12 protein-coding genes are annotated in these 25,182 nt (G+C 68.6%); 8 read left to right on the top strand and 4 right to left on the bottom strand.

What is annotated here, in order from left to right:
- Nucleotides 1-363: 363 nt before the first annotated feature.
- From KOR34_RS18630 to KOR34_RS18650, 5 genes are all read left to right on the top strand, one after another.
- Nucleotides 364-780 carry a BlaI/MecI/CopY family transcriptional regulator gene (locus KOR34_RS18630; RefSeq protein WP_146566973.1) on the top strand — a complete coding sequence of 139 codons (417 nt, stop codon included), beginning with the start codon at nt 364-366 and terminating at the stop codon, nt 778-780.
- A gap of 6 nt (nt 781-786) precedes the next feature.
- Entirely contained in the window at nt 787-2,358 is a 1,572-nt protein-coding gene (locus tag KOR34_RS18635; RefSeq protein WP_146566975.1) for a M56 family metallopeptidase, read from the top strand.
- A 29-nt stretch (nt 2,359-2,387) separates the two neighbouring features.
- Nucleotides 2,388-4,256: a glycerophosphodiester phosphodiesterase family protein gene (locus KOR34_RS18640; protein ID WP_146566977.1), complete on the top strand. Its 1,869-nt coding sequence runs from the start codon at nt 2,388-2,390 to the stop codon at nt 4,254-4,256.
- Between the two features lie 101 nt (nt 4,257-4,357).
- Nucleotides 4,358-7,702 carry a glycosyl hydrolase gene (locus KOR34_RS18645; RefSeq protein ID WP_146566979.1) on the top strand — a complete coding sequence of 1,115 codons (3,345 nt, stop codon included), beginning with the start codon at nt 4,358-4,360 and terminating at the stop codon, nt 7,700-7,702.
- Nucleotides 7,695-8,987, top strand: coding sequence for an alpha/beta hydrolase family protein (locus tag KOR34_RS18650; RefSeq protein WP_146566981.1), 1,293 nt, complete (start codon nt 7,695-7,697; stop codon nt 8,985-8,987). Before KOR34_RS18645 ends, KOR34_RS18650 begins: the two co-directional genes overlap by 8 nt.
- Nucleotides 8,988-8,996: 9 nt before the next feature.
- Here the strand turns inward: KOR34_RS18650 and KOR34_RS18655 are convergent, their stop codons facing one another.
- On the bottom strand, nt 8,997-12,083 hold the full coding sequence (locus tag KOR34_RS18655) for a beta-L-arabinofuranosidase domain-containing protein (protein WP_146566983.1): 3,087 nt from the start codon (nt 12,081-12,083) through the stop codon (nt 8,997-8,999).
- Between the two features lie 482 nt (nt 12,084-12,565).
- On the opposite strand from KOR34_RS18655, the gene KOR34_RS18660 reads away from it, so the two are divergent.
- Nucleotides 12,566-16,954: a CotH kinase family protein gene (locus KOR34_RS18660; RefSeq protein WP_197531575.1), complete on the top strand. Its 4,389-nt coding sequence runs from the start codon at nt 12,566-12,568 to the stop codon at nt 16,952-16,954.
- Between the two features lie 103 nt (nt 16,955-17,057).
- A complete protein-coding gene (locus tag KOR34_RS18665) occupies nt 17,058-18,959 on the top strand; it encodes an FG-GAP repeat domain-containing protein (protein ID WP_146566987.1) in 1,902 nt (633 codons plus the stop codon).
- A gap of 8 nt (nt 18,960-18,967) precedes the next feature.
- On the opposite strand, the gene KOR34_RS18670 is transcribed toward KOR34_RS18665, so the two are convergent.
- From KOR34_RS18670 to KOR34_RS18680, 3 genes are all read right to left on the bottom strand, one after another.
- On the bottom strand, nt 18,968-20,101 hold the full coding sequence (locus tag KOR34_RS18670; protein WP_146566989.1) for an RtcB family protein: 1,134 nt from the start codon (nt 20,099-20,101) through the stop codon (nt 18,968-18,970).
- On the bottom strand, nt 20,098-20,535 hold the full coding sequence (locus tag KOR34_RS18675; protein ID WP_146566991.1) for a ribosome-binding factor A: 438 nt from the start codon (nt 20,533-20,535) through the stop codon (nt 20,098-20,100). The genes KOR34_RS18670 and KOR34_RS18675 overlap by 4 nt, the downstream gene beginning before the upstream one ends.
- Nucleotides 20,536-20,802: 267 nt before the next feature.
- Nucleotides 20,803-23,253, bottom strand: a complete 2,451-nt coding sequence (locus tag KOR34_RS18680; RefSeq protein ID WP_146566993.1) for a beta-propeller domain-containing protein — start codon at nt 23,251-23,253, stop codon at nt 20,803-20,805.
- A gap of 244 nt (nt 23,254-23,497) precedes the next feature.
- Here KOR34_RS18680 and KOR34_RS18685 point away from each other — a divergent pair, with 244 nt between their 5' ends.
- Nucleotides 23,498-24,910 carry a magnesium chelatase gene (locus tag KOR34_RS18685; RefSeq protein WP_146566995.1) on the top strand — a complete coding sequence of 471 codons (1,413 nt, stop codon included), beginning with the start codon at nt 23,498-23,500 and terminating at the stop codon, nt 24,908-24,910.
- The last annotated feature ends 272 nt before the right edge of the window (nt 24,911-25,182 follow it).

Here is a 25,182-nt window from a genome sequence, read left to right on the forward strand (position 1 = left end):
CGTGCTCTTCAGAACGAGCCTCACTCTAGCGCCCAGGCGACCGCGACCCGCGGTTGACAGATTCTCACGCTGCGACACAGCAGCAGCGTCATGGGAGGAAGGTTCTCAACGAATACCGATACAACTACCGATACCATGGGACGCCCCGATACAACGCCGGCGCCACGCCCTGGTTCCTCTTCGCCTGTGCCGTCAATCGTAACCAACCCGATTCTGGGTTGGAACAAGAAATTGCACAAATTCGTGCAAATAAATACTGACCGCAAAGCCTTGCTAACAGGGGCCCGTTGTGGGTAGATAGTCCTCTGGCGGGAGGGATCCCCCTGCAATCGCGTGAGTCACCCGCCGCTCAGCAAATTCCCCATGCCAGCCACAAGCACGGATCTGATGACCAAGGCGCTAGTCAACCACCTGACGCGCAGGGAACGGGAAGTCCTCTACGCGGTCTACGAGCTGGGCGAAGGCTCGGTCGCCGAGGTGCAGGAGCACCTGGCGGACCCGTCGTACAACGCGGTGCGACGGCAGCTCGACGCGCTCGCCAAGAAAGAGCTGATCACCTTCCGCAAGAGCGGCCGGAGGTTCCTGTACTCGCCGGCGGCCCCCAAGATGGAACAGGGCGTGGCCGCCCTAAAAGAGGTGCTCAAGGCGTTCTTTGACGGATCGCCCGCGCTCGGGTTCACCAGCGTGCTGCGGAGCAAGGACCGATCGCTGCAGGAGATGGAGATCGAGAGCGTCCGCAAGCTGCTGGCGGAGGACCGCGGAGAGACCCACGCCGAGTAGACCGCCATGCCGCCCAATCAACTAGCCTTCGACGCCTGGCTGCTCGAGTGCGGAATCGAGGCGGCCCTGTTCTTCGCCGCGATGCAGGTGCTGTGCGGGCTGGCGTTGACCGGCGTATCGGCGCGTGACCGCTGCTTCGCTCTGCTTGTCGGCTTCCTGGCGTGCCTGCTGCTGCCGCTGCTGAGCGGCGCCGCTCTGTCCGCCGCCGCGTTGGAGCGTGCCCTGCCCGCGACCGGGCTAGCGGTCCTGAAGGCGCTGCCGGCGGTGTGGCTGACCGGCTTCCTGCTGCTCCTCGCACAACACACGCTGCGGATCGTCCGCATGGAACGGCAGACCCGCCGGCTCAAGCGGTCGCTCGCCCCATGGGAACCTGACTTCTACCTCCGCCTGGCCGCGGAGAACGGGCTTGCCCGCCCGCCGCTGCTGCTGGTCGACCCGTCGGCAACGTCCGCCTCGATCCAGGGCATCTGGCGGCCGATCATTCGTGTCGGCCCGGATTTCGTCGCGCTGCCGATCACGCAACAGCAGCAGATCGTGCTGCACGAGCTGCAGCACTTCAAGCGCCGCGACCTGCTGGCCACCGTTGTCGCGCGGCTAGTGGTCGCGGTCTATTGGCCGATACCCTCCGCGTGGCGCCTCGCCAGCCAGCTCGCCCTCGACAGCGAACGCGCCTGTGACGACGCCGTGCTGGCCGCGGGCTACCGGCCGCGCGACTACGCCGAGACCCTGATCTCCGCTTTCGAGCGGCAGCCGCTATCGGAGCCAAACGGCATCTACTCGCTGGCGGTAGCCCCGTCCCGTGGCCAGCGTGCGACGCTGAGCATGAACTGGGGCGCCTGGCGGGCCGACTCAACGCTCCACAAGCGGTTGATCTCCATCATTAGCCCCCGGTCGCGCCGCGCCCCGAGCATGCTCTGCCGCGCGACCAGCGCGTCGGTCGTGCTGCTCACGGCGTTGGCGTGCTCTGGCGCCAACCCAATCGCCCGAGCCCTCCCGCCGACAGAGCCGGTCACCGTGCGTGTGGCCGTTCAGACCACCAGCGACGACGCCGAGGAGAACGTGTCGACCGGCGAGGTCATGGTCGCCAGCCGCGACCTCGACTTCTTCTACGACAAGCAGCAGGAGATGCACCCGCTGGTGGGTGTGCGGTTCTGCGGGCTCAACATCCCGCGCGGCGCCCGTCTGCTGTCGGCCAGGATCGTGTTCGTTGGCGACGAGCTGCCCGCCGGCATGCCAAGGCTCTCGATCATGTGCCAGCAGGACCCCAACGCCCGCACTTTCTTGAAACGTCCGTTCGACATATCCGACCGGTTCTCTGGCGGCGAGCCGTCGGTGCAGTGGCGCCCAGGCGCCGATTGGTGCGAGATCTCACGCACCGCCGACTCGATTACCCCCGAGCTCCGCGAACTGGTTCAAGACCTGATCGACCACCCGGAGTGGAACGCGGGCAGCTGCATCGTGTTTGGCGTCGCGTCGGAGAAGAGCAGCCCGCAGACCTACCGCGAGTCGGCCTCGTTCGATCACGAGCTCGGCCCCGAGGTCGCGCCGGTGCTCGAGATCACCTACCAGGACTTCTAACGACCGCCCCAAGGCCCCCAAAGGCGCCGATGACCGATGAAGAGAAGCCCCGGCCCGCCGTTGGCGATGTTGTGCGGCGACTCCGACGATCTTGGGCGCCGCTGCTGCTGACGGACCTCGGTTTCAAGGCGGCGTCGTTCATCGTGCTTACGCCGCTGGTGGGCGTGCTGTTCCGGATGGTGCTCGCCGCCACGGGCGACGAGGTGGTCTCCGATGCCGATATCCTCCACGCCTTCCTCAGCCCGTTGGGGCTCGCCGGCGCCATCGGCGTCGGAGCGTTGCTGCTGGGGGTAGTCGCGCTGGAGCAGGCGGCCCTTATGGCGGTCTTGGTTCAACGCGAACAGGGGCAGAACCTGCCACCTATCTCGGCCTTCCGCTTTGCGGCGGCCAACGCCTGGCGGGTTGTCCGGGTCACCGGTCGGATCTGTGCGGTCGCCCTCGCGGCGGTGCTGCCCTGCCTGACGGCAGCCGGATTGGTCTATTGGGCCCTGCTGACTGAATACGACATCAACTACTACCTGAAGGAGAAGCCGACCGAGTGGACCGTCGCGTTTGCCCTCGGGGCCGTCATCGCGGCGGCGCTGGCCGCCGTGATCCTCCGCCTCATTACGAGCTGGTTCTTCGCTCTGCCCGTTGTGCTGTTAGAGGGGGTCGAGCCGGGGCGGGCGCTGCGCGCCAGCGCCGAACGGGCGGCGGGACACCGATGGACGATTGCCGCCTGGGTGGTCGGCTGGCTGCTGGCGACGCTCTTGCTATCGGCGGTGGTGACCGGCGCCGTTGGCGTTTTTGGACGGGCGATCACCCCCACCGAGACCGATTCGCTGCGGGCGCTGACCATCGCGGTTGGCGTGACCCTGCTGGCGTGGTCGGTCGCTAACCTGGTCGTGAATGTGGTGAACACAGCGGCGTTCGCGGCGATCCTGCTCAGCCTCTACCGCACGATCGGCGGCAATGGCGAACCGGCGACGCCCCTGGTCGGGCTGCCGACCACCGCCCCCAGCGCTGACCGTCTCCGGGTGACGCGGTTCCGGTTGTTGTCGGCAGGCGTCATCGGTGGAATCATCGCCATCACCATCGGCGCCGCGACGCTGGGCGGCGTCCGGCTCCAGGACGACGTGCAGATCATGGCGCACCGCGGCGCGTCGGTGTCGGCGCCGGAGAACACCATGGCCGCCTTTCAGGCCGCGATCGACGCCGGCGCCAACTGGATCGAGCTTGACGTCCAAGAGAACGCCGACGGCGAGGTCGTGGTGATGCACGACAGCGATTTCATGAAGCTGGCGCGCGACCGACGCAAGATCTGGGACGCCAAAGGAGCGGATCTCGCTGACATCGACATCGGCAGTTGGTTCTCACCCGACTTCGCCGACCAGCGTGTGCCTACGCTCGGCGAGGTGCTCGACCTGTGCAAGGGCAAGGTCGGCGTGAACATTGAGCTCAAGTACTACGGCCACAACGAACGGCTCGAGCAGCGCGTCGCCGATGCGGTCGCCGACCGCGGGATGGACGCGCAGGTGATGGCGATGTCGCTCAAGCGGGAGGGCGTCCGCAAGATGAAGTCGCTCCGGCCGGATTGGAAGGTCGGGCTGCTGATGTCCGTCGCCGCGGGCGACCCGGGGAAGATCGACGCGGACTTCCTGGCCGTGAACGCCGGGTTCGCCGACCTCCGCCTGATCGAAGCCGCGCACGCCAGCGGCAAAGAGGTCTTCGTGTGGACCGTCAACGACGCCGCGACCATGTCCGCGATGATCAGCCGCGGCGTCGACGGCCTGCTCACCGACGACCCGGCGCTGGCCCGCTCGGTGCTCGCTCAGCGGGCCGGGCTGGACGCGCCGCAGCGGCTGCTGCTGGAACTTGCCGGCCTGCTCGGCGTGAAGCCAGAGCTGGGCGAGCAGTAGCGTCCTCCGTCTGCTAATCCGCCGGCGCCGCGCTCAGCCATCTGATAGACTGATCAGCCGTTGCTTTTCTTGGCGGTCGACTCATCCTGGGCGGTCACCCGATGTCCAACACGCGTACTCCCACCGCGTTGGCGGTGTTGCTCTCCGCGGCGCTGCTCTCACCATGCGCCGGCGATGGCCTTTCGCAACTGCGGGACGACTTTCGCAACCCGCCCGAAGCGGCCTGGCCGCGGACCTGGTGGCACTGGACCAAGGGCGCCGTGCGTAAGGAGGGGATCACCAAAGACCTGGAGTGGATGAAGGGGGCCGGCATCGCTGGGTTCCAGTTGGCCGACGTCAACGCAGGCGGCGGGCAGAACGTCGAACCGACGGTCGACTACGGCAGCGCCGAGTGGCTGGACGCCGTAGGGCACGCGGCCGATGAAGCCGAGCGGCTCGGCCTGGAGATGGCGGTGTTCAGCTCGCCCGGCTGGAGCATGACCGGCGGACCCTGGGTCCGGCCGGAACAGGCCATGAAGAAACTGGTGTGGAGCGTGGCGCAGGTGACCGCCGATTCGCCAGCGCCGATCGCGCTCCCGCAGCCGCCGCGCAGCGAGGGCGAGTTTCTGGACCTGGGCGCCGGCCGCGGCGGTCAGACCGGCTTCTACCGCGACGCCCGCGTGCTCGCCTACCGCACGCCCGACGCCGAGCTTGGGCCGCTAACGCCGGCGGCGGTCGAAACCAACAACGGACCGATCGACGGCCAACGACTGTTCGACGGCAGCTACTCCGCGTCGACTGACGTCCGCGCACCGGCGGACGGCGGCGCCGCCTGGATTGAGCAGTCGTTCGACAAGCCGGTCACCGTGCGGTCGATCACCCTCGCGGGCCGCGGGGGGATCCCCTGCGGCCGCGTGACCGCCAGCGACGACGGCCGGCGGTACCGAGCACTAGTCACGCTGCCCGGCACGCAGCTCTACCGGCAGGCGCGGGTGCGGACCTTCGCCATTCCGGCGACCACCGCCAAATACTTCCGGATCGAGCTGACCGGCGCGCCGATCCGACCGGCCGAGACCATGAGCGAGGCGCCGCCCCAGCCCGCCGAAAGCTATTCGCTGGTGGAGTGGCGGCTGAACCCCGGCGCTCGGGTCCACCGCTGGGAGGAGAAGGCCGGGTTCCGCCACCTGTTCGAGTATGAGACGGTCGCCGATCAGGCGGAGGCCGCCGCGGCCGCGATCCCCCGCGACGGCGTGCTCGATCTCACCGACCGCCTGGGGACCAACGGCGCTCTCGATTGGACGCCGCCGGCCGGCGAGTGGACGGTGCTGCGGCTTGGGTACTCGCTCACCGGCGCCCGCAACCGGCCCGCCACGCCCGCGGGCTCGGGCTACGAGGTCGACAAGCTGAGCCGCAAGCACACCAACGACTACTACGACCAGTACGCCAAGCTGCTCCGGCAGGCGGTCGGCGGCAACTACGGGCGGGGACTAGGGTACTGGCTGGTCGACAGCTGGGAGGCGGGCACGCAGAACTGGACGGAGGAGATGGTCGCCGAGTTCAGTCGCCGCCGCGGCTACGACCCGACGCCGTACCTGCCTGTGCTGACCGGGCGGGTGGTGGGCGACGCACAGACCAGCAACCGATTCCTGTGGGACTTCCGCCGCACGCTGGCCGACATGTACGCCGACAACCACTATGGCGTGCTGCACGATCGGTTGGCGGCGGACGGCCTGGGGCTTTACTCCGAAGCGTCCGGCGTATCGCTCGAGATCCCCGAGGACACGCTGCTGAACAAGAGCCGGGTGGACATCCCGATGGGCGAGTTCTGGGTCCGCGACCTGCACCCAAGACTGATGTACCTGCAGGACGTCCGCGGCGCGGCGTCCGCGGCGCACGCGTACGGCAAGCCAATCGTAGCGGCCGAGGCGTTCACGGGCGGCGGCTACGAGTCGCCGTTCTCGCTCAAGCGGGTTAGCGACTACTGGCTGGCGCAGGGGATCAACCGGCTGATCTACCACACGTCGGCCCACCAGCCGCTCGACACGCCGCCCGGCAACACCATGGTGGGCACGCACCTGCACCGCAACATCACCTGGGCGGAGCACGCGCGGCCGCTCAACGAGTACTTCGCGCGGCTCTGCTGCCTGCTGCAGCAGGGCCAGCCGGCGGTCGACATCGCGTACCTGCTGGGCGAGGGCGCGCCGTCGACGCCGCCGATCTGGGGCGCCGGAACCCAGCCGGCGCCGCCGGACGGGTACAAGCACGACTTCCTCAACGCCGATGTGCTGCTGAACCGCTTGTCGGTCGGCGAGGACGGCCGCCTCACCCTGCCCGACGGCATGAGCTACCGCGTCCTGGTGCTGCCAAATGAACAACGGATGCGGCCGGAGCTGATGGAGAAGCTGTGGAAACTGGTGATCGCCGGCGCCGTGATTGTTGGCCCGCGACCAATCAGCTCGCCGAGCTTGATGGGCCAACCGGACACCGACAATGCAGTGGCCCAACTGGGTGAGGAGCTGTGGGGGGACCTCAACGGCGTCACGAGGACCATCCGCCACGTGGGCGAGGGGATGGTGGTGTGGGGCCGCCCGCTGGCCGACGTGCTTGACCGGGTCGGCGCCAAGCCCGACCTCGAGTGGGCCGGACCGCTCGGCACCGAGGTCGCGTGGACGCACCGCCGCACGGACGACGCGGACCTGTACTACCTGTCAAACCTGATGCCGCAGACCGCCACGCTGCAACTGAGGCTCCGCGCCGACGCCCAGCACGCCGAGGTTTGGCGGCCCGACACCGGCGGCGCCACGCCCTGCCCCGCCTCGACAACCGACGGCCGAACCGAGCTGCAGCTGCGTCTGCAGCCCAACGAGACGGTGTTCGTTGTGCTGCACGACGATACTCCTACGGCGGAGGCAGCCCGATCAATAGCGGCCACCGAAGAGATCGAAGAGCTTACGGGTCCGTGGACGGTTTCATTCCCACCGAACCTGGGCGCCCCGGAAGAAATCACAATTGATACATTGGCGCCGCTCACCGACCACCAGACCCCCGGCGTGAAGTACTTCTCGGGGACCGCCCGGTTTCTGGTTCGCTTCGAGGCCGCCCCCGAATGGCTTGACTCCGGCGGCGAGCTGCTGCTCGACCTGGGCGACGTCCGCGACATCGCCCAGGCTTCGCTCAACGGCCGGCCGCTGGGGCTGTGCTGGAAGTCGCCCTACCGGTTCGACCTGCGCAGCGCGCTGCGTTCCGGCGAGAACGAACTGGAAGTGAGCGTCACCAACCAATGGACCAACCGCATCGCGGGCGACCTCGCTGGTCCGCCCGATCAGCAAGTGCTGCCGGGCTCGCGCGGCGGCCTGCGGTTCCGCCCCCCAAGGCTGGCCGAGTCGGGCCTGCTCGGCCCCGTGCGGATTCTTGCCGCGCCCGCCGCTACACCTCCCCCTAGTCCGCAAGGAACCTCTCATGACTAGCCGTGCACTGTTGGTCGGTTTCGCCGTAGCCGTGATGCTCTCCCAGCCGGCGATCGGCGTCGAACTGCCCGACTACCCAGACGACGAGGTGGCGGGAGTGGCGGTCAACTACACCGAGGCGGAGGTCGGCGACTACACGCTGCCCGACCCGCTGCGGCTGTCTAGCGGCGAGGCGGTCGCCACGCCCGACGCGTGGCGGGAGCAGCGTCGGCCAGAGCTGCACGCGCTGATCGAGAGCCAACAGTTCGGCCGCGCGCCAGGCAAGCCGGCCAAGGTCCGCGCTGAAGTGACCGAAGGCCCCACGCCAGCGTTCGACGGACTCGCCACGCGTGAGCAGGTGACCATCCCCCTGGGCGATGATGATTCGGCGCCGTCGATCAAGCTGCTGGTCTACACTCCGGCCAAGCTGGAGCAACCAGCGCCGGTGCTGCTCTCAATCAGTTTCGTGCCCAACAATCAGAGGGTCGACGACCCGGCGGTGCGTGTCGGGCAGCGGTGGGATCGACAGTCGCAGCAACGTGTGCCCGCCGAAGGACCGGGTCGGTTCGGCAAACTGCCGGTGCGGCTGTTTGTGGAGAACGGGCTCGGCATCGCCACGCTGAACTACGCGGACATCGAAATTGACGCGAAGGACGCTGCCCAGCACGGCATCCGTGGCGCCGCCGGCGACAACCTGGCGGACGACCAGTGGGGCGCCATCGCGGCGTGGTGCTGGGGCATCAGCCGGGTGGTCGACTACTTTGAGACCGACCCGCTGGTCGACGCCAACCGGGTGGCGATCACCGGCATCTCGCGGCTCGGCAAGACCGTGCTGTGGGCCGGCGCCAACGACCAGCGCATCGCCGCGGTGATCGCGAGCTGCTCCGGCGAAGGGGGCGCCGCGCTGAGCCGACGCAACTACGGCGAGACCATCGCCCACCTGGCCTCGCCCGAGCGGTACGCGTACCAGTTCGCCAAGAACTACCAGCAGTGGGGCCCGGAACCGCGGCGGGCGCCATTCGACGCGCACGAGCTGATCGCGCTGATCGCGCCCCGCCCGCTGCTGCTGCAGACCGGCACGTCCGACAAGTGGTCTGACCCCAAGGGCGAATTCCTGGCCGCCAAGGCCGCCACGCCCGTGTACGAGTTGCTGGGCCAGACCGGCGTCGACGCCGCCGAGCTGCCGCCCGCCGGTCAGCAGGTAGGCGGCACGCTCAGCTACTACATGCACGACGGCGGCCACGGGATGGTCCCGGGCGACTGGGAGGTGTTCGCGGGCTTCCTGAAGGAGCGCCTGGCCGACTAGGCCGCCCGCCTACTCGGGCGCGACGTCCACGTACACGGAGTAGCGGTCGTAGGTCTCGAAGAACGGCTTGAGCGTTAGCTCGCCGATGCGGAACCTAAGCTTGGCCGGGTCGGCCTCGATGGCGCCGGCCAGGTCGTTGGCGTCGAGCGGGATCCGACGCCAGGTTGGTAGGCGGGAGGACTCCTCGACCGCCAGCAGCACGGGGCCGTAGAAGATGCTGGCGATGTTGGGCCGGTCCATCACGCGGCTCAGCCAGAACCGGAACGGGGTCTGCAGCTCGACCACGTCGCCGGCCTGCCAGTCGCGGCTGACGGTCAGGTAGCCGCCGTCGGCGGCGGTCGCGTCGGCCGGCTCGCCGTTGACCCACAGCTTAACGCCCTCGGCCCAGTGCGGCTGGCGGACCCGGAGGTCGAACCGGCCGGCGCCGTCGATCGTCAGCTTCGTGCGGTCGGAGTACGGGAAGCTGGTCCCCTGCGTCACGGTCACGCCCCGCTCCTGCCAGTCGAGCGTAGATGGAACGAACAGGTTGACGTACAGGCTCTGGTTGTCGGCGCCGCGGAAGTAGATGGAGTCCTGCAGCTTGGTGCTGCTCTCCAAGGCCGTGCCGTTGCAGCAGGTAAACCCGCGCATCGAGCCGTTGCCGAACTGCTTGCGCGACCCCGGGTTGAGCGGCACGTGGTACGTGTTGCCGGGGCTGTCCTCGTCGACCGAGGCCAGGATGTGGTTGTAGAGGGCCTGCTCGTAGTGGTCCATGTAGCGGGCGTCCTGCTCGTACAGGAAGAGACCGCGGCTCAGCTTCAGCAGGTTGTAGGTGGCGCAGGTCTCGTTCTGCCCGCCGCGCGAGAACCCGTTGGCGAACAGGCTGTCCGGCTCGGCGGTGAAGCACTCGGCGTTGTTGGGCGTGCTCGCGCCGGCCACGCCGCCGATGGCGTACATGTAGCCGTCCGTGCACAGCCGCCAGAAGTTGCTGGCGACGTCGTAGTACCGCGGGTCCTGGCTGCAACGGTAGGTCTCCAACGCGCCGACGATCTGCGGGATGTGCTGGTTGGCGTGCCGGCCGCGGATGGTGTCGACGTTGCGGGCCAGGCCGTGCGAGGCCTGGGCGTCGCCGAAGAAGAAGTTGGTGTTGTCGAACAGCTGCGCGCACTCGAGCATGCGCTGGTCGTCGGTCAGGCGGTAGAGCCGGGCGAGCACCTCGTTCATGCCGCCGTACTCGCCGGCGATGTAGCGGTTCCACATGCTGATGCGGGTCGCCTCGGGGACCTGGCGGAGCCGCTCGTGCACCCACACGCCCATGTTGTGGGCGACTTCGAGCGCCTTCTCGTTGCCGCCCACCTCGTAGCAGTCGAGCAGACCGGCGAGGATCTTGTGCAGCGTGTAGTACGGCGCCCACACCTGGCTGTTGCGGCCGCCGTAGGTGGCGCCCTGCTCCAGCATGATGAACTGGTCGGGCGGGTAGGCGCTGATGAAGCCCTCGCCCCAGTTCCAGTAGTCGGTGCGGATGCCCTCCTCGCTGAGGTCCGAGTCGTAGCCTTCGCGGCCCGGCCCCGGCGGGACGGCCGCGGGGTCGGCGGTCGCCTGGCCGCCCTGCTCCGCCGGGCGGCCCGACAGGCTCGACAACTCGTGGAGGGTCTCGATCAGGTAGTCCATCTTCTGCTTCAGATCGGCCCGGGCCTGCTGGTCGTAGGTCGCGCCGGCGTAGGCCTGCGCGATGGCGGACAGGTAGTGGCCGCTGGCGTGACCGCGGAGCCGGGTGGTCTGGCTGTCCCACCCGCCCAGCGGCCGGGCGCCGTCGGGCTGCTGCTGGCCGAACGCGTCACGGAACATGTAGAGGAAGCTGTCCGGGTCGGTGGCCACCAGACCATCGACGAACTTGTCGCGGTTCTGCATGAAGAGCGTGTCGCGGCCCTCGGCGTCCTGGTTGAGCGTGACCTGCCCCAGCGGGAACGGCTCGAGTGCTGGGCCATCCGGGGCCGAATCTTCCGTGTCGGCGACCACCGTCACCACCGCTGTCGCCTCGACGTCCGCGCCCGGCACCACGCCGGTCACGGTGTACGTGCCCTCCTCAAGCGTCTGCCGGTTGTCCTTCGGCGCTGGCCAGATCACCCGCACGTCCGGGCCGGCCGAACCGGTAGAGTAGGTCGCCGCTACCATCGTCGGCAGCCGGGGAAGATCGCCAACCGTGGTGGTGACCGCCACTTCATCGACGCCGGCGATGTCGATCACCGGGGCCGTGGGCGCATCGGCGACCTCCATCGGCTTTTCGTCGGCGGGCCGCTGTGGCGCCTCGCCAGACGAAGACTCGCCAGACAGGCCGTTGCCGTAGATCGTGGCGACCTGCTCCTTGCTCAGGGCGATCGAGTACAGCCGCACGTCGTGCAACTTGGCGTTGAGCGTCTGGTCGGTTTCGTACCGCGACTTGCCCAGGTAGAGCTGATTGCGATCCTCGTTCTCTTGGTCCAGCACGTCCTCGAGCGTCAGGTCGACGTCCTTGGACTGGGCGGCCTGCTTGCCGTCGGCGTAGGTCGTGAGCGTCTTGCCGGCGGCGTCGAGCACGACCGCCAGGTGCACCCACTTGTTGAGCCCGATGCGAGGGGACACGGGGCCGACCTCGTTGGCCCAGCCAGAATCCGTGATGCGTGCGCGGTAGCCCTCGTCGGCGCCCTCGCCGATCGGCGTGCAGAAGAAGTTGGCGGTGGTGCTGCGGCCGAAGTCGAAGAACCGCTGCCACGGCGCGTCCGACCGGAGGTAGACCCAGCCGCAGACGCTGACGCTGTCGACGCCGATCAGCGCGTCGCCCGGGATCTCAACGAATCCGCCGTTGCCGCCAGCCAGCGTCAGGACACGCCCGAACTTCTCGTCGTCCGCGAAAGACTCGGCCGCGCCGTGCAGCGACGCCTGCCGCTGATGCCGCGACGTGTCCCGCAGGTCGCCGCTGAGCGGGTAGCGGGCGACGAGCGCGGTCTCGCCGATGCCGTCCAGGAATTGATCGCCCGGAGTGGTCGATTCGGCCTGGGCCTGAGCCTGCTTGGCGCCCACGAAAGCCGCGGCCAGGGCGCACAGCAACAACGAACTCGCAGCGAGGGAAGACGGCATCAACACACCTCGGGTGTCCGGACCAGGCGGATCGCAGCAGCGGGCCGCCCTGCTATTGACTTTGCACACAATAATACATTCCGGCCGGGCCCGCCGCAACCAGCTCGCTGCGGGCACAGACAAGGCCCAACTCGGCCGGTCCTTGGGCGGCTGCCGGTGGGCAGCCCACGGCATGCTGCCCCGACAGCGACCGCGGCTGACTCGCGGCGCGATCAACAGGACGCCGCCAGGCGCCGCGTAGAAGCGCAAAGCGACGCGCGACAGAGCGTTTGATGCCGCCTCAACAGAGCGCCTTTTTCCAACAAAATGAGCTGCACGAAACATTTTCCATGTAACCCACGGCGAGTGAGAATTGGCCGCTGCACAAAGTTTGAAAATCAACTGCCGCAACCTGTTTTCGCTTGCGCCATAGCCGTAGCGCATCAGTAGGATGAAGGTCTCTTCTCTGATTCTTCACACACCGATGTATGCGGGCGAAACAGATGCGGAAGCGACTAGCGTTCGAGTCTTTGGAGTCGCGCGAGCTGCTGGCGGCGGACCTCCTGATCAGCGAGTTCATGGCCTCCAACGGCGGCGTGCTCGAGGACGGCGACGGCGCCGCGTCCGACTGGATCGAGATCTACAACAACGGCGACGCGTCCGCCAACCTGCAGGGCTACAGCCTCACCGACGACCCGGGCGACCTGAACAAGTGGAGCTTCTCGACGCCCACCATCCTCGCGCCCGGGCAGTTCCTGGTGGTGTTCGCCAGCGGCGAGGACAAGGTCGACTCGGCCGGCGCGGTGCACACCAACTTCTCGCTCGCTTCCGATGGCGAGTACGTCGCGCTGGTCGACCCGGGCGGCGTGGTCCTGTCGGAGTTCGGCCCATCGGGCGCGGAGTACCCGCCCCAGATCTCGAATGTGTCGTACGGCGTGGCGTTCGACTCGTCGAGCCCGGCGGTGGTCACGCCCGAGAGCAGCGCGCGCTACCTCGTCCCCAGCAACGCGTCGGTCGACGGCGCCTGGATGCAGCCCGGCTTCAACGACGCCGGCTGGCAGGCGGGCGTAGCGAGCCTGGGCTACGAGACCTCGGGGACCAACTACGCCAACGCGGGCCTGCTCGACACCGTGCTGCCGTCCGGCACGACCACCGCCTACGTGCGGATCCCCTTCACGGTCGACGGCGCGGACACGCTGCTCAGCAAGCTGCAGATGAAGTACGACGACGGCTTCATCGCGTACATCAACGGGACCCGCGTCGCGGGCGCGAACGACCCGTCGTCGCCCGGCTACGACTCGACCGCCACCGACGAGCACCCCGACGGCGCCGCGGTCAACTACGTCGATTTCGACGTTTCTTCCTTCTCCCACCTGCTGGTCGAAGGCGAGAACGTGCTGGCGGTCCACATGCTCAACCGCAGCAGCGGCAGCTCCGACCTGCTGGCGGCGGTCAACCTGCTGACCACGTCCGGCGGGCTGATCGAACCGGTCGTGGTTGGCGCCCTGCAGTCGCCCACGCCGGGGCTGCCCAACACCAACCTGAGGGCGTCGGACGTGCAGTTCTCGCACACCGGCGGTCCGTTCGTGAGCTCGTTCCAGCTCACGCTCGCAACGGCCGACAACTCGGAGGTGATCCGCTACACCACCAACGGCAGCGCGCCCACCGCCAGCTCGCCGCTGTACACCGGCCCGCTGCTGATCAGCGACACTACGCAGGTCCGCGCCCGCGCGTTCGGGCCGGTCGGCCAGGTGGGCGGCGTGCACACCGAGAGCTACACCCGCACCGACGCCGCGACCGGCGCCTTCACGTCCGACCTGCCGATCATCGTGCTGGAGAACTTCGGCGCCGGCACGCCCGGCACCGGCGACTTCGAGGACGCGGTGCTCTCGCTGCACGAGGTCGACGAGTCGACCGGGCGGGCCTCGCTCGGCGCTACGGCCGACCTGAGCACGCTGATCGGCCAGCACCGCCGCGGCCGCAGCACCGCCGGCAACCCCAAGACCAACCTGCGGATCGAGATCCGTGACGAGAACGGCGAGGACAAGAACGTCGAGCTGCTGGGCATGCCGTCCGAGTCGGACTGGATCCTGTACGCGCCGTACAACTTCGACCGCGCGATGATCCGCAACGCCACGTTCTTCGAGCTCAGCCGCCAGATGGGCAAGTGGGCGCCGCGGGTCCGCTTTGTCGAGGTGTACGCCAACTACGACGGCGACCAGCTCGACGCCGGCGACTACATGGGCGTGTACGTGCTGATGGAGAACATCAAGCGCGACGGCGACCGTGTGTACATCGAGGAGCTGACCCCCACCCAGAACAGCGAGCCCGACATCACCGGCGGGTACATCTTCGCGCTGGACGGCCCCGACGGCGAGACCCCGCCCGACGGCGCCTGGAAGACCGACCGGAACATCCCCACGCTGGGCGACTCGTGGCTGGTGCACGAGGAGCCGGGCCGGCTCGACATGACGCAGGCCCAGGTCGACTACCTGCGCGGCTACATCCAGGACTTCGAGGACGCGCTGTACGGCCCCAACTCCACCGACCCGGAGCTGGGCTACCAGGCGTACTTCGAGGTCGACACGTCGATCGACCACCACATCCTCCGCGTGCTGTCGAAGGAGCCCGACGGGCTGCGGCTCAGCACCTTCCTCACCAAGGACCGCGACGGCAAGATCGCCTTCGGGCCGGTCTGGGACTTCGACCGCTCGAGCGGCGCCGACGACGACTCGCGGTCGTCCAACCCGGAGGGCTGGTTCCTGCCGGACGTGGACTTCTTCGAGTCCGACTGGTGGGGCCCCCTGTTCGACGACCCCAACTTCGCCCAGCGGTGGGTCGACCGCTGGCAGGAGCTCCGCCAGGGCGTGCTGAGCGACGACGGCCTCCGCGCTACCGTCAACGGGCTGGCGTCGCAGATCGCCGAGGCCCAAGTCCGCAACTTCCAGGAGTGGCCCAACATCGCCCCCAACGGCGGGACCTACGCCGACCCGGGCCTGACCGGCTGGGAGGCGGAGGTCAGCCACCTGGCGAACTGGCTGGTGATCCGCGCCAACTGGATGGACGAGCAGCTCATCAACCTGCCGGCCTTCTCACCGGCGCCCGGCAACACCTCGCCGGGGCAGCAGGTCACACTGACCGCGACGCTCGGGGCGGACATCTACTACACGCTGGACGGGACCGACCCACGGGCCGACGGCGGCGGCATCTCGCCCAACGCGATCGAGTACACCGGCCCCATCACCATCAACGATACCACCCAGATCAACGCCCGCGCGTTCGGAGTCCCCGGCACGAGCGTGTCGGGCAACAGCAGCTACCCGGGCAACGAGCGGCCGTCCGACGCGCTGGACGGCAACTCGGGCACGAAGTACCTCAACTTCGGCGGCGCCAACTCCGGCATCATCCTGACGCCCGGCGTCGGGGCGTCGGTCGTTCGCAGCTTCCAACTGACCACCGCCAACGACGCCCAAGGCCGCGACCCGTCTTCCTGGGAGCTGTACGGTACGAACGACCCCATCCAGAGCAACGACAACAGCACCGGCCTGGCGGAGAACTGGACGCTGATCGACTCGGGCAGCATCAACCTGCCCACGCAGCGTCAGACGCAGGGCCCTGTGGTTTCCGTTGACAACGCCACCGCGTACACGTCGTACAAGCTGATGTTCCCCACGCTCAAGTTCAACGCGAACGAGATGCAGGTGGCCGACATCCGCTTCTACGAGACTTCAAACGGGACCGGCGCCCAGATCCTGGCGCCGGGCGACGGCGCCCTGGCCGTGCACGTGCAGACCGGCCCCGGCGCCGAGGGCATCTCGCCGTGGAGCTCGCTCGTTACCGGGCTCTTCTCGGTCGAGCTGCCGGCCGACGCCAGCAGCCTGCGGATCAGCGAGCTGCACTACCACCCGGCGGACCCGACCGCCGACGAGCTGCTGGTGGTCCCCGGCGCCGAAGAGGACGACTTCGAGTTCATCGAGCTGGTCAACACCAGCAGCAACCCGATCAGCCTGAACGGCGTGCAGCTGGGCGGCGGGATAACGTTCGACTTTACGACCGGGTCGGTCACGTCGCTCGCGCCCGGCCAGGCGGTGGTGGTGGTGGTGGAGAACGCCGAAGCCTTTGCCGCGCGCTACGGCGCCGGGATCGCCATCGCCGGCCAGTACGGCGGCAAGCTCGGCAACGGCGGCGATCAGGTCACCCTCACCGACAGCGGCGGCGCCACTATCCACGACTTCACCTACGACGACTCTGATCCGTGGGCCGAGGCCGCCGACGGCGATGGGCCCTCGCTCGAGGCGATCGACCTGTTCGGCGACCACACCCAGGCCAGCAACTGGCGGGCGAGCGCAGCCAACGGCGGCACGCCGGGCGTCCACACCGCGGCCACCCTGCCGGGCGACTACGACAACAGCGGCGCCGTCGACCAAGCCGACTACGCGGTCTGGCGGGCGAGCTACGGCTCGACCACCGACCTGGCCGCCGACGGGAACAACAACGGCCGCGTCGACACAGCCGACTACACCGTCTGGCGCGACAACCTGGACGCCGTGCTCGCCCCGCCGGTCGTCGCGGCCGCTGCGCCGACGACCCACGACGGAGCAGTCGAGGCTGTACCATCCTCCACCGCAATGGCGGACGCTAGTGAGCAGCCGGCCACAGTAGCGGCTTACCCAATCGAAAACACGCCCGTCGAGTCTGCACTGCGGCCAACCAAGGGCCTCGCAACAACGCCCGCCGCGTCTAATGCGGCGTCCGACGAGCTGCTCCTGCTCGACCTGGCCTACAGCAGCCTGCAGGACGACGAGTGGACCACACCGGCGACCGCAGCCGCCGTGGACGGTGAGGAAGAAACGCAGCCCGAGTCGCTTTCGATCGTCTGGCGGGCCTTCTAGACGCCGGCCACTGCCGCTGAGGGCCGGCGTTCCGGTTGGCGGGCGGGCCGTACGGCCGATATCATTGGGTCCCCAACTCCACGCACTCGCGGGACCGGCTCCGATGCGAATCTCCCTGCTCATCCTTGCGCTGGCCCTACCCGCCGCGGCCACCGACCTGACGCGGCTGCCCTACAACAACCCGGGCTTGGTGGTCGATCTCAAGGTAGGCCTGTGGGCGTGGCCGCTGCCGATGGACTGGGACTCTGACGGCGACCTCGATTTAGTGGTCTCCTGCCCGGACGTGCCGCACAACGGCGTGTACGTTTTTGAGAACCCGGGCGGCGATTCTCCCGTGTTCCTGCCCGCCCGGCGGGTCGGCGACGGGCGGTCGAACATCAGCGTGAGCCACGTCGACGGCGAGCCTCGTGTTCTCACTCCGGGGCGTGAGTGGGTCAACTTCCGCGGGCGAGGCTTCACCGACACGGTCCCCCATCCGCCGAGCAAACTTAAGGTTGGCTCGGGCCGCACCCGCGCCGATCAGCGTAAGCTGGTGGACTACAACGGCGACGGGCTCTTGGATCTGGTGATCGGCGTCGGCTATTGGGGCGACTACGGCTGGGACAACGCCTACGACCAGCACGGCGAGTGGACCAACGGGCCGCTGCACGGCTACGTCTTCGTCGCGTTGAACCGCGGCACGAACCAGTCCCCCGTCTACGACGAAGCCGTGAAGCTGCAAGCCGGCGACGCGGACGTCGACGTCTACGGCATGCCAAGTCCGAGCCTGGCCGACTTCGACTCCGACGGCGACCTCGACTTGTTGTGCGGCGAGTTTATCGACGGCTTCACCTACTTCCAGAACACCGGCGGCAGCGAAGAACCGGTGTACGCAGCCGGGCGGCCGCTGACTCACAACGGTGCTCCCATCAAGATGGAGCTGTGCATGATCGTCCCGACCGCGATCGACTGGGACACTGATGGCGACGTCGACCTCGTCGTTGGTCAGGAAGATGGCCGCGTCGCATTGCTCGAGAACTCCGGCGCCGTGATCGACGGCGTTCCTCAGTTCCTGCCGCCTGTGTTCTTCCAGCAGCAGGCCGACCACGTCAATTACGGCGCGCTGGCGACGCCGGTCGCCATCGACTGGGACAACGACGGCGACCAGGACCTGCTGGCGGGCAACTCGGCGGGCTTCATCGGCTTCATCGAAAACCTGGGCCAACCCGCAGGCGTCGACACTCCCCGCTGGGCGGCCCCGGTCCACCTGCAGGCCGGCGGCGAGCCATTCCGCATCCAGGCCGGTCGGAACGGCTCGATCCAAGGCCCGTGCGAATCGAAGTGGGGTTACACCACCCTCGGCGTCGCGGATCTGAACGCCGACGGACTGCCCGACATCGTGCTCAATTCCATCTGGGGCAAGGTCCTCTGGCTGCGAAACATCGGCGCGCCCGGCCATCCAGAATTGGCCGCCGCCCGCCCCGTAAAGGTCGTAGGGGGTGATCCGCCGCCTAAGCCGGCGTGGAACTGGTGGGACCCGGCCGAGGGCGATCTTGTCACCCAATGGCGGACTACGCCGGTGGCGGTCGACTGGGACCGCGACAACACGATGGACCTAGTAATGCTGGACCACGAAGGCTTCCTCGCGTTGTTCCGTGGCGTGCCGGACCAGGCCGGGTTCTGCGTCGCGCCGCCGGAGCGGCTCTTCGGTCACGCCGAAAGCGGTGAGCCGCTGCGCCTGACCGACGGGGTCGCAGGAAAAAGCGGGCGCCGCAAACTGTCGCTAGTTGATTGGGACGGCGACTCCGACCTCGACTTGCTGGTGAACGGACGCAGCGCCGAGTTGCTCGAGAACGCTGCTTCGGGCGGCCCAACCCTGTTGCGCAAGCCTACCAGGCTCAGCGGCCACCGGCTGGCCGGCCACACGACCAGCCCCACCACAGTCGACTGGAACAGCGACGGCGTTCCCGAGTTGCTGATCGGCGCCGAAGACGGCTGCTTCTACTACCAGCCGCGGCGGGACTAGCGGCCGCGCTACCCCGCCTTGTAGTTCAGCACCGGCCGCAGCTCGCGCACCACGCGGCACAGCTCCCGCTGGGCCCGCATCACTTGGCGGATGTCCTTGTAGGCGGCGGGCGCCTCGTCCAGCAGCCGGTCGGCGCGGCGGCGGTCGATCCACACTCGGTCGATCTGCTGCTCAAACGCCCGGCGGCTGATTGCGCGGCGGGCGTCGGTGCGGGAGAGCCGCCGCCCGGCGCCGTGCGAGCAGGAGTTGAGCGCCGCCGCGCAGCCGCGTCCCTCCGTGTGGAAGCTGGCGGTCCCCATCGACCCCGGGACGACGCCCGGCTCGCCCCCGCCCGCCGACTGGGCGCCCTTGCGGTGCATCCACACTTCTTGGCCGTCGTGCGCCTCCAGGCGGACGTGGTTGTGGTCGGAGTGGATCAGGCTGCCCCAGTCCGCCCGCGCGCCGAGCACCCGCCGCAGCACGCCCTCGAGTGCGCGGAGCATCGCCAGGCGGTTCTCTTGCGCGTAGCGGGCGCACCACTGCGCATCGTTGAGGTAGGCGCGGCCCGCGGCATCGTCCGGGGCCAGGCCCAACAGCCCTTCGCCCACTACTGGAGCGTGCTCCGTGTGCCGGCGGAACACCGCCTGACCCATCGCCCGCGATCCGCTATGCACCATCGCCCACAGCCGGTCCTCCTGGTCGGCCTGCAGCTCCAGGAAGTGGTTGCCGCGGCCCAGCGTGCCGAGCTGCACGGCGCCGTCGCGGCGGGCGAGCTTCTGGAGCGCGGGGTCGCTGAGCGGCGCCGCCCGCAGCGGCTCGGGCAGCGGTTCGGCCGGGCCACGGCGCCGGGCGGCGGGGACCGCCTCGTAGCAGGCGGCCAGCACCCGCGCGGCGGAGCGCTCGTCGAGCGCCGTCGCGGGCGCGTCGAACGCCACGGCCGCCATGCCGCAGCCGATGTCGCCGCCGACCGCCTGGGGCAGCACCACGCCACAAGCCGCCGCCGCGACGCCGACGCACACGCCGGTCGACAGGTGCACGTCGGGCATCACGGCCACCGCGCAGACGCCGTCGGCGCGCTGCAGCCGGTTTATCGACCGAGCGGCCTCGGGCGTGAGCGGATCGACGAGCCAGCCGGCGTAGTCCTCCACCGGGGTTGGCTTCATGCGGCGCCCCCCAGCGGCGGATCGGCCTCGGCCAGCACCTCGAACTCCAGGATCGGCGCCCGGCGACGCGTCACGGCGGCGGCGACCTCGGTGCGCAGCCTGCCCGAAATACGGCGGAGCCGGCTGGCGAGCAGCTCGCGGTGGAACGGCTCGTGGGGCGCGTCGTTCCAGACGCTCACCAGCAGCCGCGACGCGTCGGGCGCCGGCCGCACGGCCGCCACCCTCAGGTCCGACAGACCGGCGTCGCCCAGCTCGCCGGCGAACACCTGGTCCAGCGTCTGCGCCACCTGCCGGCAGAGCTGCAGCGCCTTACGGTTCTGCTGACGCTCGTTGCGGGGCGGCTTGAAGTAGTCTCGGGGGTCGACCCCGTCGTCCTCGTGGATCGCTCCACAGTGCGCCAGCATCTGCTCGCGCGTACGCTTGTCCAGCGTCATCGCATTGCTTTCGTCAAGAAGTCGCGTCGGCCAAGCGGCGGCCGGCGGCTGATGGGTAGGATTCAGCGGCAGAAGGCGCGCTACCAATCGCTGCGAACCGGTCGGTTCAGCAGGAGCGTAGGCGCATCGGTGCAATGGCAGAGAAAACGTGCACGGCTGACTCCTCCTCGCTAGAGGCGCCGAAACCGGACGATGCCGGAGGCGCCAAGGGGTGGGCTTCGGCAGTCAGGACACCGCGGGCGCCGGTGGGTTCGCGCCTTCCTTCCGCTAGCCGAACACGCCCCGCCAGCCCGCCGAGAGCCCCTTCGCGGGCCTGCCGGGGGCGGGTTCCGCCTCGGCCGCAGCGGGCTCGGCGTCGGCGCCAAAGTCATCCCACCAGGGCTGTGCCTCCGCTGCGCGTCCCGCCTGCAGGCGGGCCAGCTCGTTGAGGTCCTGCTCGACCGTTTGCGTGAGCGGCGTCTCCAGGGCCTTCCTCGGCCGGGCCCCCGCGGGGGCGGCCTCTGCCGGCGGAACGAAGACCGGGCCCGCCGCGACGTCCGGCTCGGCCAACGCGACCTCAATCGGCGAGATGCCTGTCGGAGTGATGTTCGGCAACGGCTGCAACGCGGCAAGCGTCAACGCCGCTTCGGTCTGCCATGACACAGCGCCAGCGGTCTCACCCAGGCTGGCCAACGCGTGGCTCGTCAGCCGGCCATCGGAAATCGCCAGCAGATGTTCGCCGATGCGGAGCGAACGGCTGATCGCGGTGTCGTGCTCGATGAGGGTCTCGACGGTAATCCCGTCCACGGGGTCCAGTCGCAGGAGCTGCAGCCCGCCGGGGCCGCCGGTTCCCTCCGAACCCCAAAACCAGTCTTGCTGCTCGGTGTGCACCGGCAGCGCCAGCAGCCCCTCGTCGGCGAAGTAGCTGACGGCGTGGTGGTCGCCGTCGCCGCGGGCCCAGCGGTTGCCGGTGGCGATGGTGGCCGTGCTGCGGTCGCCGTCGAACGAGAAGCGGTCGATCAACGCTGGGTTCTCCAGGTCCGACACGTCGAACAGCGAAACCTGCAGCTCCTCGAACAGCCCGGTCTGCTCGTCGGCGCCGCGGCCGATCGCCAGCAGCGTGTTCTCGTCAATCGGCTGCAGGTAGTCGCTGTAGCCGGGCAGCTTCAGCTCGCCTAAAACCTGGGGGTCGGTCGGGTCGCTCAGGTCAACAGCGAACAGCGGGTCGACCTTGCGGAACGTCACAAAGAACAGGCGGTCGCCCATGAAGCGGACCGAGTAGACGTCCTCGTTGGGCGCCAGGCGATCGACTTCGCCCACCTGCACGAGCTGGTCGTCCTGCTGTTCGAACACCGTGACCTGGTGGCCCTCGCCCCATCCGTAGCCGCTGCTGACCACCCGCAGGTAGCCGTTGTGCTCGTCGATGCTGAACTGGTTGAGCGGCGTGCCGTCCAGCACTCCGGTCGCGGCCAGCTCGACTTGCCCCGACTCGGCGCCGAACGAGAACTTGCGGATGGCGGTCGACTGAGAGGCGTAGCCCCCACTGGCGAAGACGTAGAGGTTGTCGTTGTCGCCGTAGACGGTCAGCTGGCCGGCGGCGGTGAACTCCTCGGTGTCCATCACTTGCGGGGCCGCCGCTTGCACGTCGATCGTGGCGACCGTCACCGTGCTTTCTTGGCCACCCAGGTAGTACCCCGGCGCCGTCAGCCTTTCACGGAGCTCGGCAGGAAGCCAGGCATGGTCGCCGCTCTCGTGCACCACGTTGCCGTGCCCATCGAGCGTGCGGTAGCCGCCCGCGAGCCGCCGCACGGCGTCGTCGAGCACACGTTCCAGGTACGCTTCACGCGACTCGTAGGCGAATTCCGCAAGACGGAACTCCCCCGACTCTGGCGACGCGTCCCGCTGGCCCCAGGTAGGCGACGGCAGGATCGACCACGCCGGCGCGTCCTGCAGCACCAGCCGCAGCTGGCCCTCCACCATCCGCGAGTCGACAAGCCCAGCGGCGAACTCGGTCCGCCCCACCAGGCTCGGCTGCTCACGATCCGTCATGTCGAACACATCAACGGTGGTCGTGCGGCCGGCGGCGGACGTTGGAACCACTGACCGTAAGCCGATGATGGGCATCGCGGTCGGCGCATGCGTCGACGAGATCAGCGTCAAGCGTCCCTCCGACAGGTACATGCCCGACGGCGCCGAATCGAGCTCTACCTGGGACGCCACCTGCGGACTCGCCGGGTCCCGCACGTCAACGACGACTAGCTGATCGCCCGACACGATGTAGACGTACTGCCCGTCGGTCTCGATCAGGTCGGCCTCGTCGACGCCCTCTACCTGCACGTTGGTCGCTGAGTAATCCAACGCTGCGTTGCTAACGACACCGCTCACTGCAACGCTGTCGACCGCCAAGAATGCGATCGGCATCGTGATGACGTCGCCGCACACGATCCAGTCGTAGTTCCACGGCTGGCCGAACAGGTCCCCGTACTGACGGTCGATCTCGGCGGTCAGCCACGCCCGCAGCTCCTCGCGGGAGTTGAGCACCGCGTCCTCGGAGGTCGGGCTCGCCTGGCCAATCGCTGCCGACAGCGCCGGCGCGTCATCAGCGGGTTCGACCAGCGCCGCCCCACCGACGACGGCCCCGGCGTCGCCGCTCATCAGGCAGCGGGGCTCCAGCTGCTCGGCGTGGAGCGGCCGACGGCGTGAACCGGATCGGAGTAGCGGAGCGGGGCGGCGTTTCATGTCGGGTCGGCTCGGGCGTGGGAGGAGGTCGCAATCCGGCGATATAAGGACAATGGCCGGTTCCCCGCAGCGTTGTCACGCGGGCGGCAGGTTTTCTGGGCAACCGAGCCCGGCGCCCCGGGCCGGGTGAGAATCACGCCGAAACTTGGCTCGCCGGGCGGGGGCGCTATAATCCACTCGCCCCCTGTCCTCTCCCGCCCCACGCCGCCCGCCGACCACCGCCCGAAGTCCCTTCCCCAACCGCATGACGCACCACAAACCAAGCAACCTCGCCGAGCTGACCGCTAGCGGCTGGCGTTCCAAGACCGTCAAGCAAGAGATCCGCGACAACTTCATGCGGGCGCTGAGCGCCGGCGAGGAGCTGTTCCCCGGCATCCTGGGCTACGACGACACCGTCATCCCGGAGGTCAACCTGGCGCTGATCTCCGGGCACGACATGCTGTTCCTGGGCGAGAAGGGCCAGGGGAAGAGCCGCATGATGCGGTCGCTGGTGCGGTTCCTGGACGACGAGATCCCCTACATCGCCCACCCCGAGGCGCCGCTGCACGACGACCCGCTCCACCCGATCACCAGCGTGTGCAAGCGGTTGGTCGAGAACGTGCCGCCGGAGGAGGTGCCGATCGCGTGGTGGCCGCGTGAGAAGCGGTACGCCGAGCGGCTGGCGCCCGGCACCAAGTTCGCCGACATCATCGGCGAGATCGACCCCGCCAAGCTGGCCGGCGGCGCCAGCATGTCCGCCGAGGAGGCGCTGCACTTCGGACTAATCCCGCGCATGCACCGCGGCGTGTTCGCGGTGAACGAGCTGCCCGAGCTGGACGAGCTGGTGCAGGTTGGCCTGTTCAACATCCTCGAAGAGCGCGACGTGCAGATCCGCGGCTACCCGATCAACTTCGACATCGACGTGCTGATCCTGTTCTCGGCGAACCCGTCCACCTACAACCGCAGCGGCAAGGTGATCCCGCAGCTGAAGGACCGCATCGGCTCGGTGATCCACACGCACTACCCCCGCGAGCGCGACCTGGGCATCCAGGTCACCGAGCAGGAGGCGGGCGTCGACCTCGGCGGCGACTTCCCGGTGGTCGTGCCGCTGTTCATGAAGGAGCTGATCGAGCAGATCACCATCGCCGCCCGGGCCAGCAAGTTCGTCGACCACCAGTCGGGCGTGAGCGCGCGGTTCAGCATCTCGAACTACCGCACCATGGTCGCGTCGGCGCGGCAGCGGGGCGCGGTGCTGGGCGAGAAGCCGGCCGTGCCCCGGATCAGCGACCTGGGCCACCTGTACAGCTCTTCGCTGGGCAAGCTGGAGCTGGACATGATGGGCACGCACCAGATGTCCGAGCGGCAGGTGCTGGACGCGATCATCGCCGAGGCGATCCAGACCGTGTTCCAGGAGTACGTCGACGAGCACGGCCTGCTGGAGATCGCCGAGATCTTCGCCGAGGGGGTCAAGATCGAGGTCGGCGACACCCTGCCCTCCTCGCACTACGCCGAGCTGCTCGAGCGCGTGCCGCCGGCCTGGGAGAAGGCCTTCGAGGTGAACACCGCCAGCGACCCGTCGGTGCGGGCGTCGTGCGTGGAGTTCGTGCTGGCCGGCCTGTACGCGACCGACAAGATCAGCCGCGCCCAGCACCACGGGCGGGTGATCTATGAGACCTAGCTTCACGAACACAGCGATGCGAACTCGCTGCGGCGCTCGTAGTTTGTTGCTGAAAACAGGCCACTTGAGTGATCTAATAATTAGTAGGCGCCGTGCGTAGAGGGTGGGCAAGAGAAGGGGAACACTAATCGCCGCTAATCGCGCGGGTCACGGCACGGATCGGTGATAAGCGATCATTAGTGTTCCCCCCGAAGGGTCCCAACTCAGCCGCTGGGTATTGTCCCCTCGGCGCACAAAAACGGACAAAACCCCGAGCGGGGTTCGCCGGCAGC

This window comes from Posidoniimonas corsicana, assembly GCF_007859765.1.
Lineage (GTDB): Bacteria > Planctomycetota > Planctomycetia > Pirellulales > Lacipirellulaceae > Posidoniimonas > Posidoniimonas corsicana.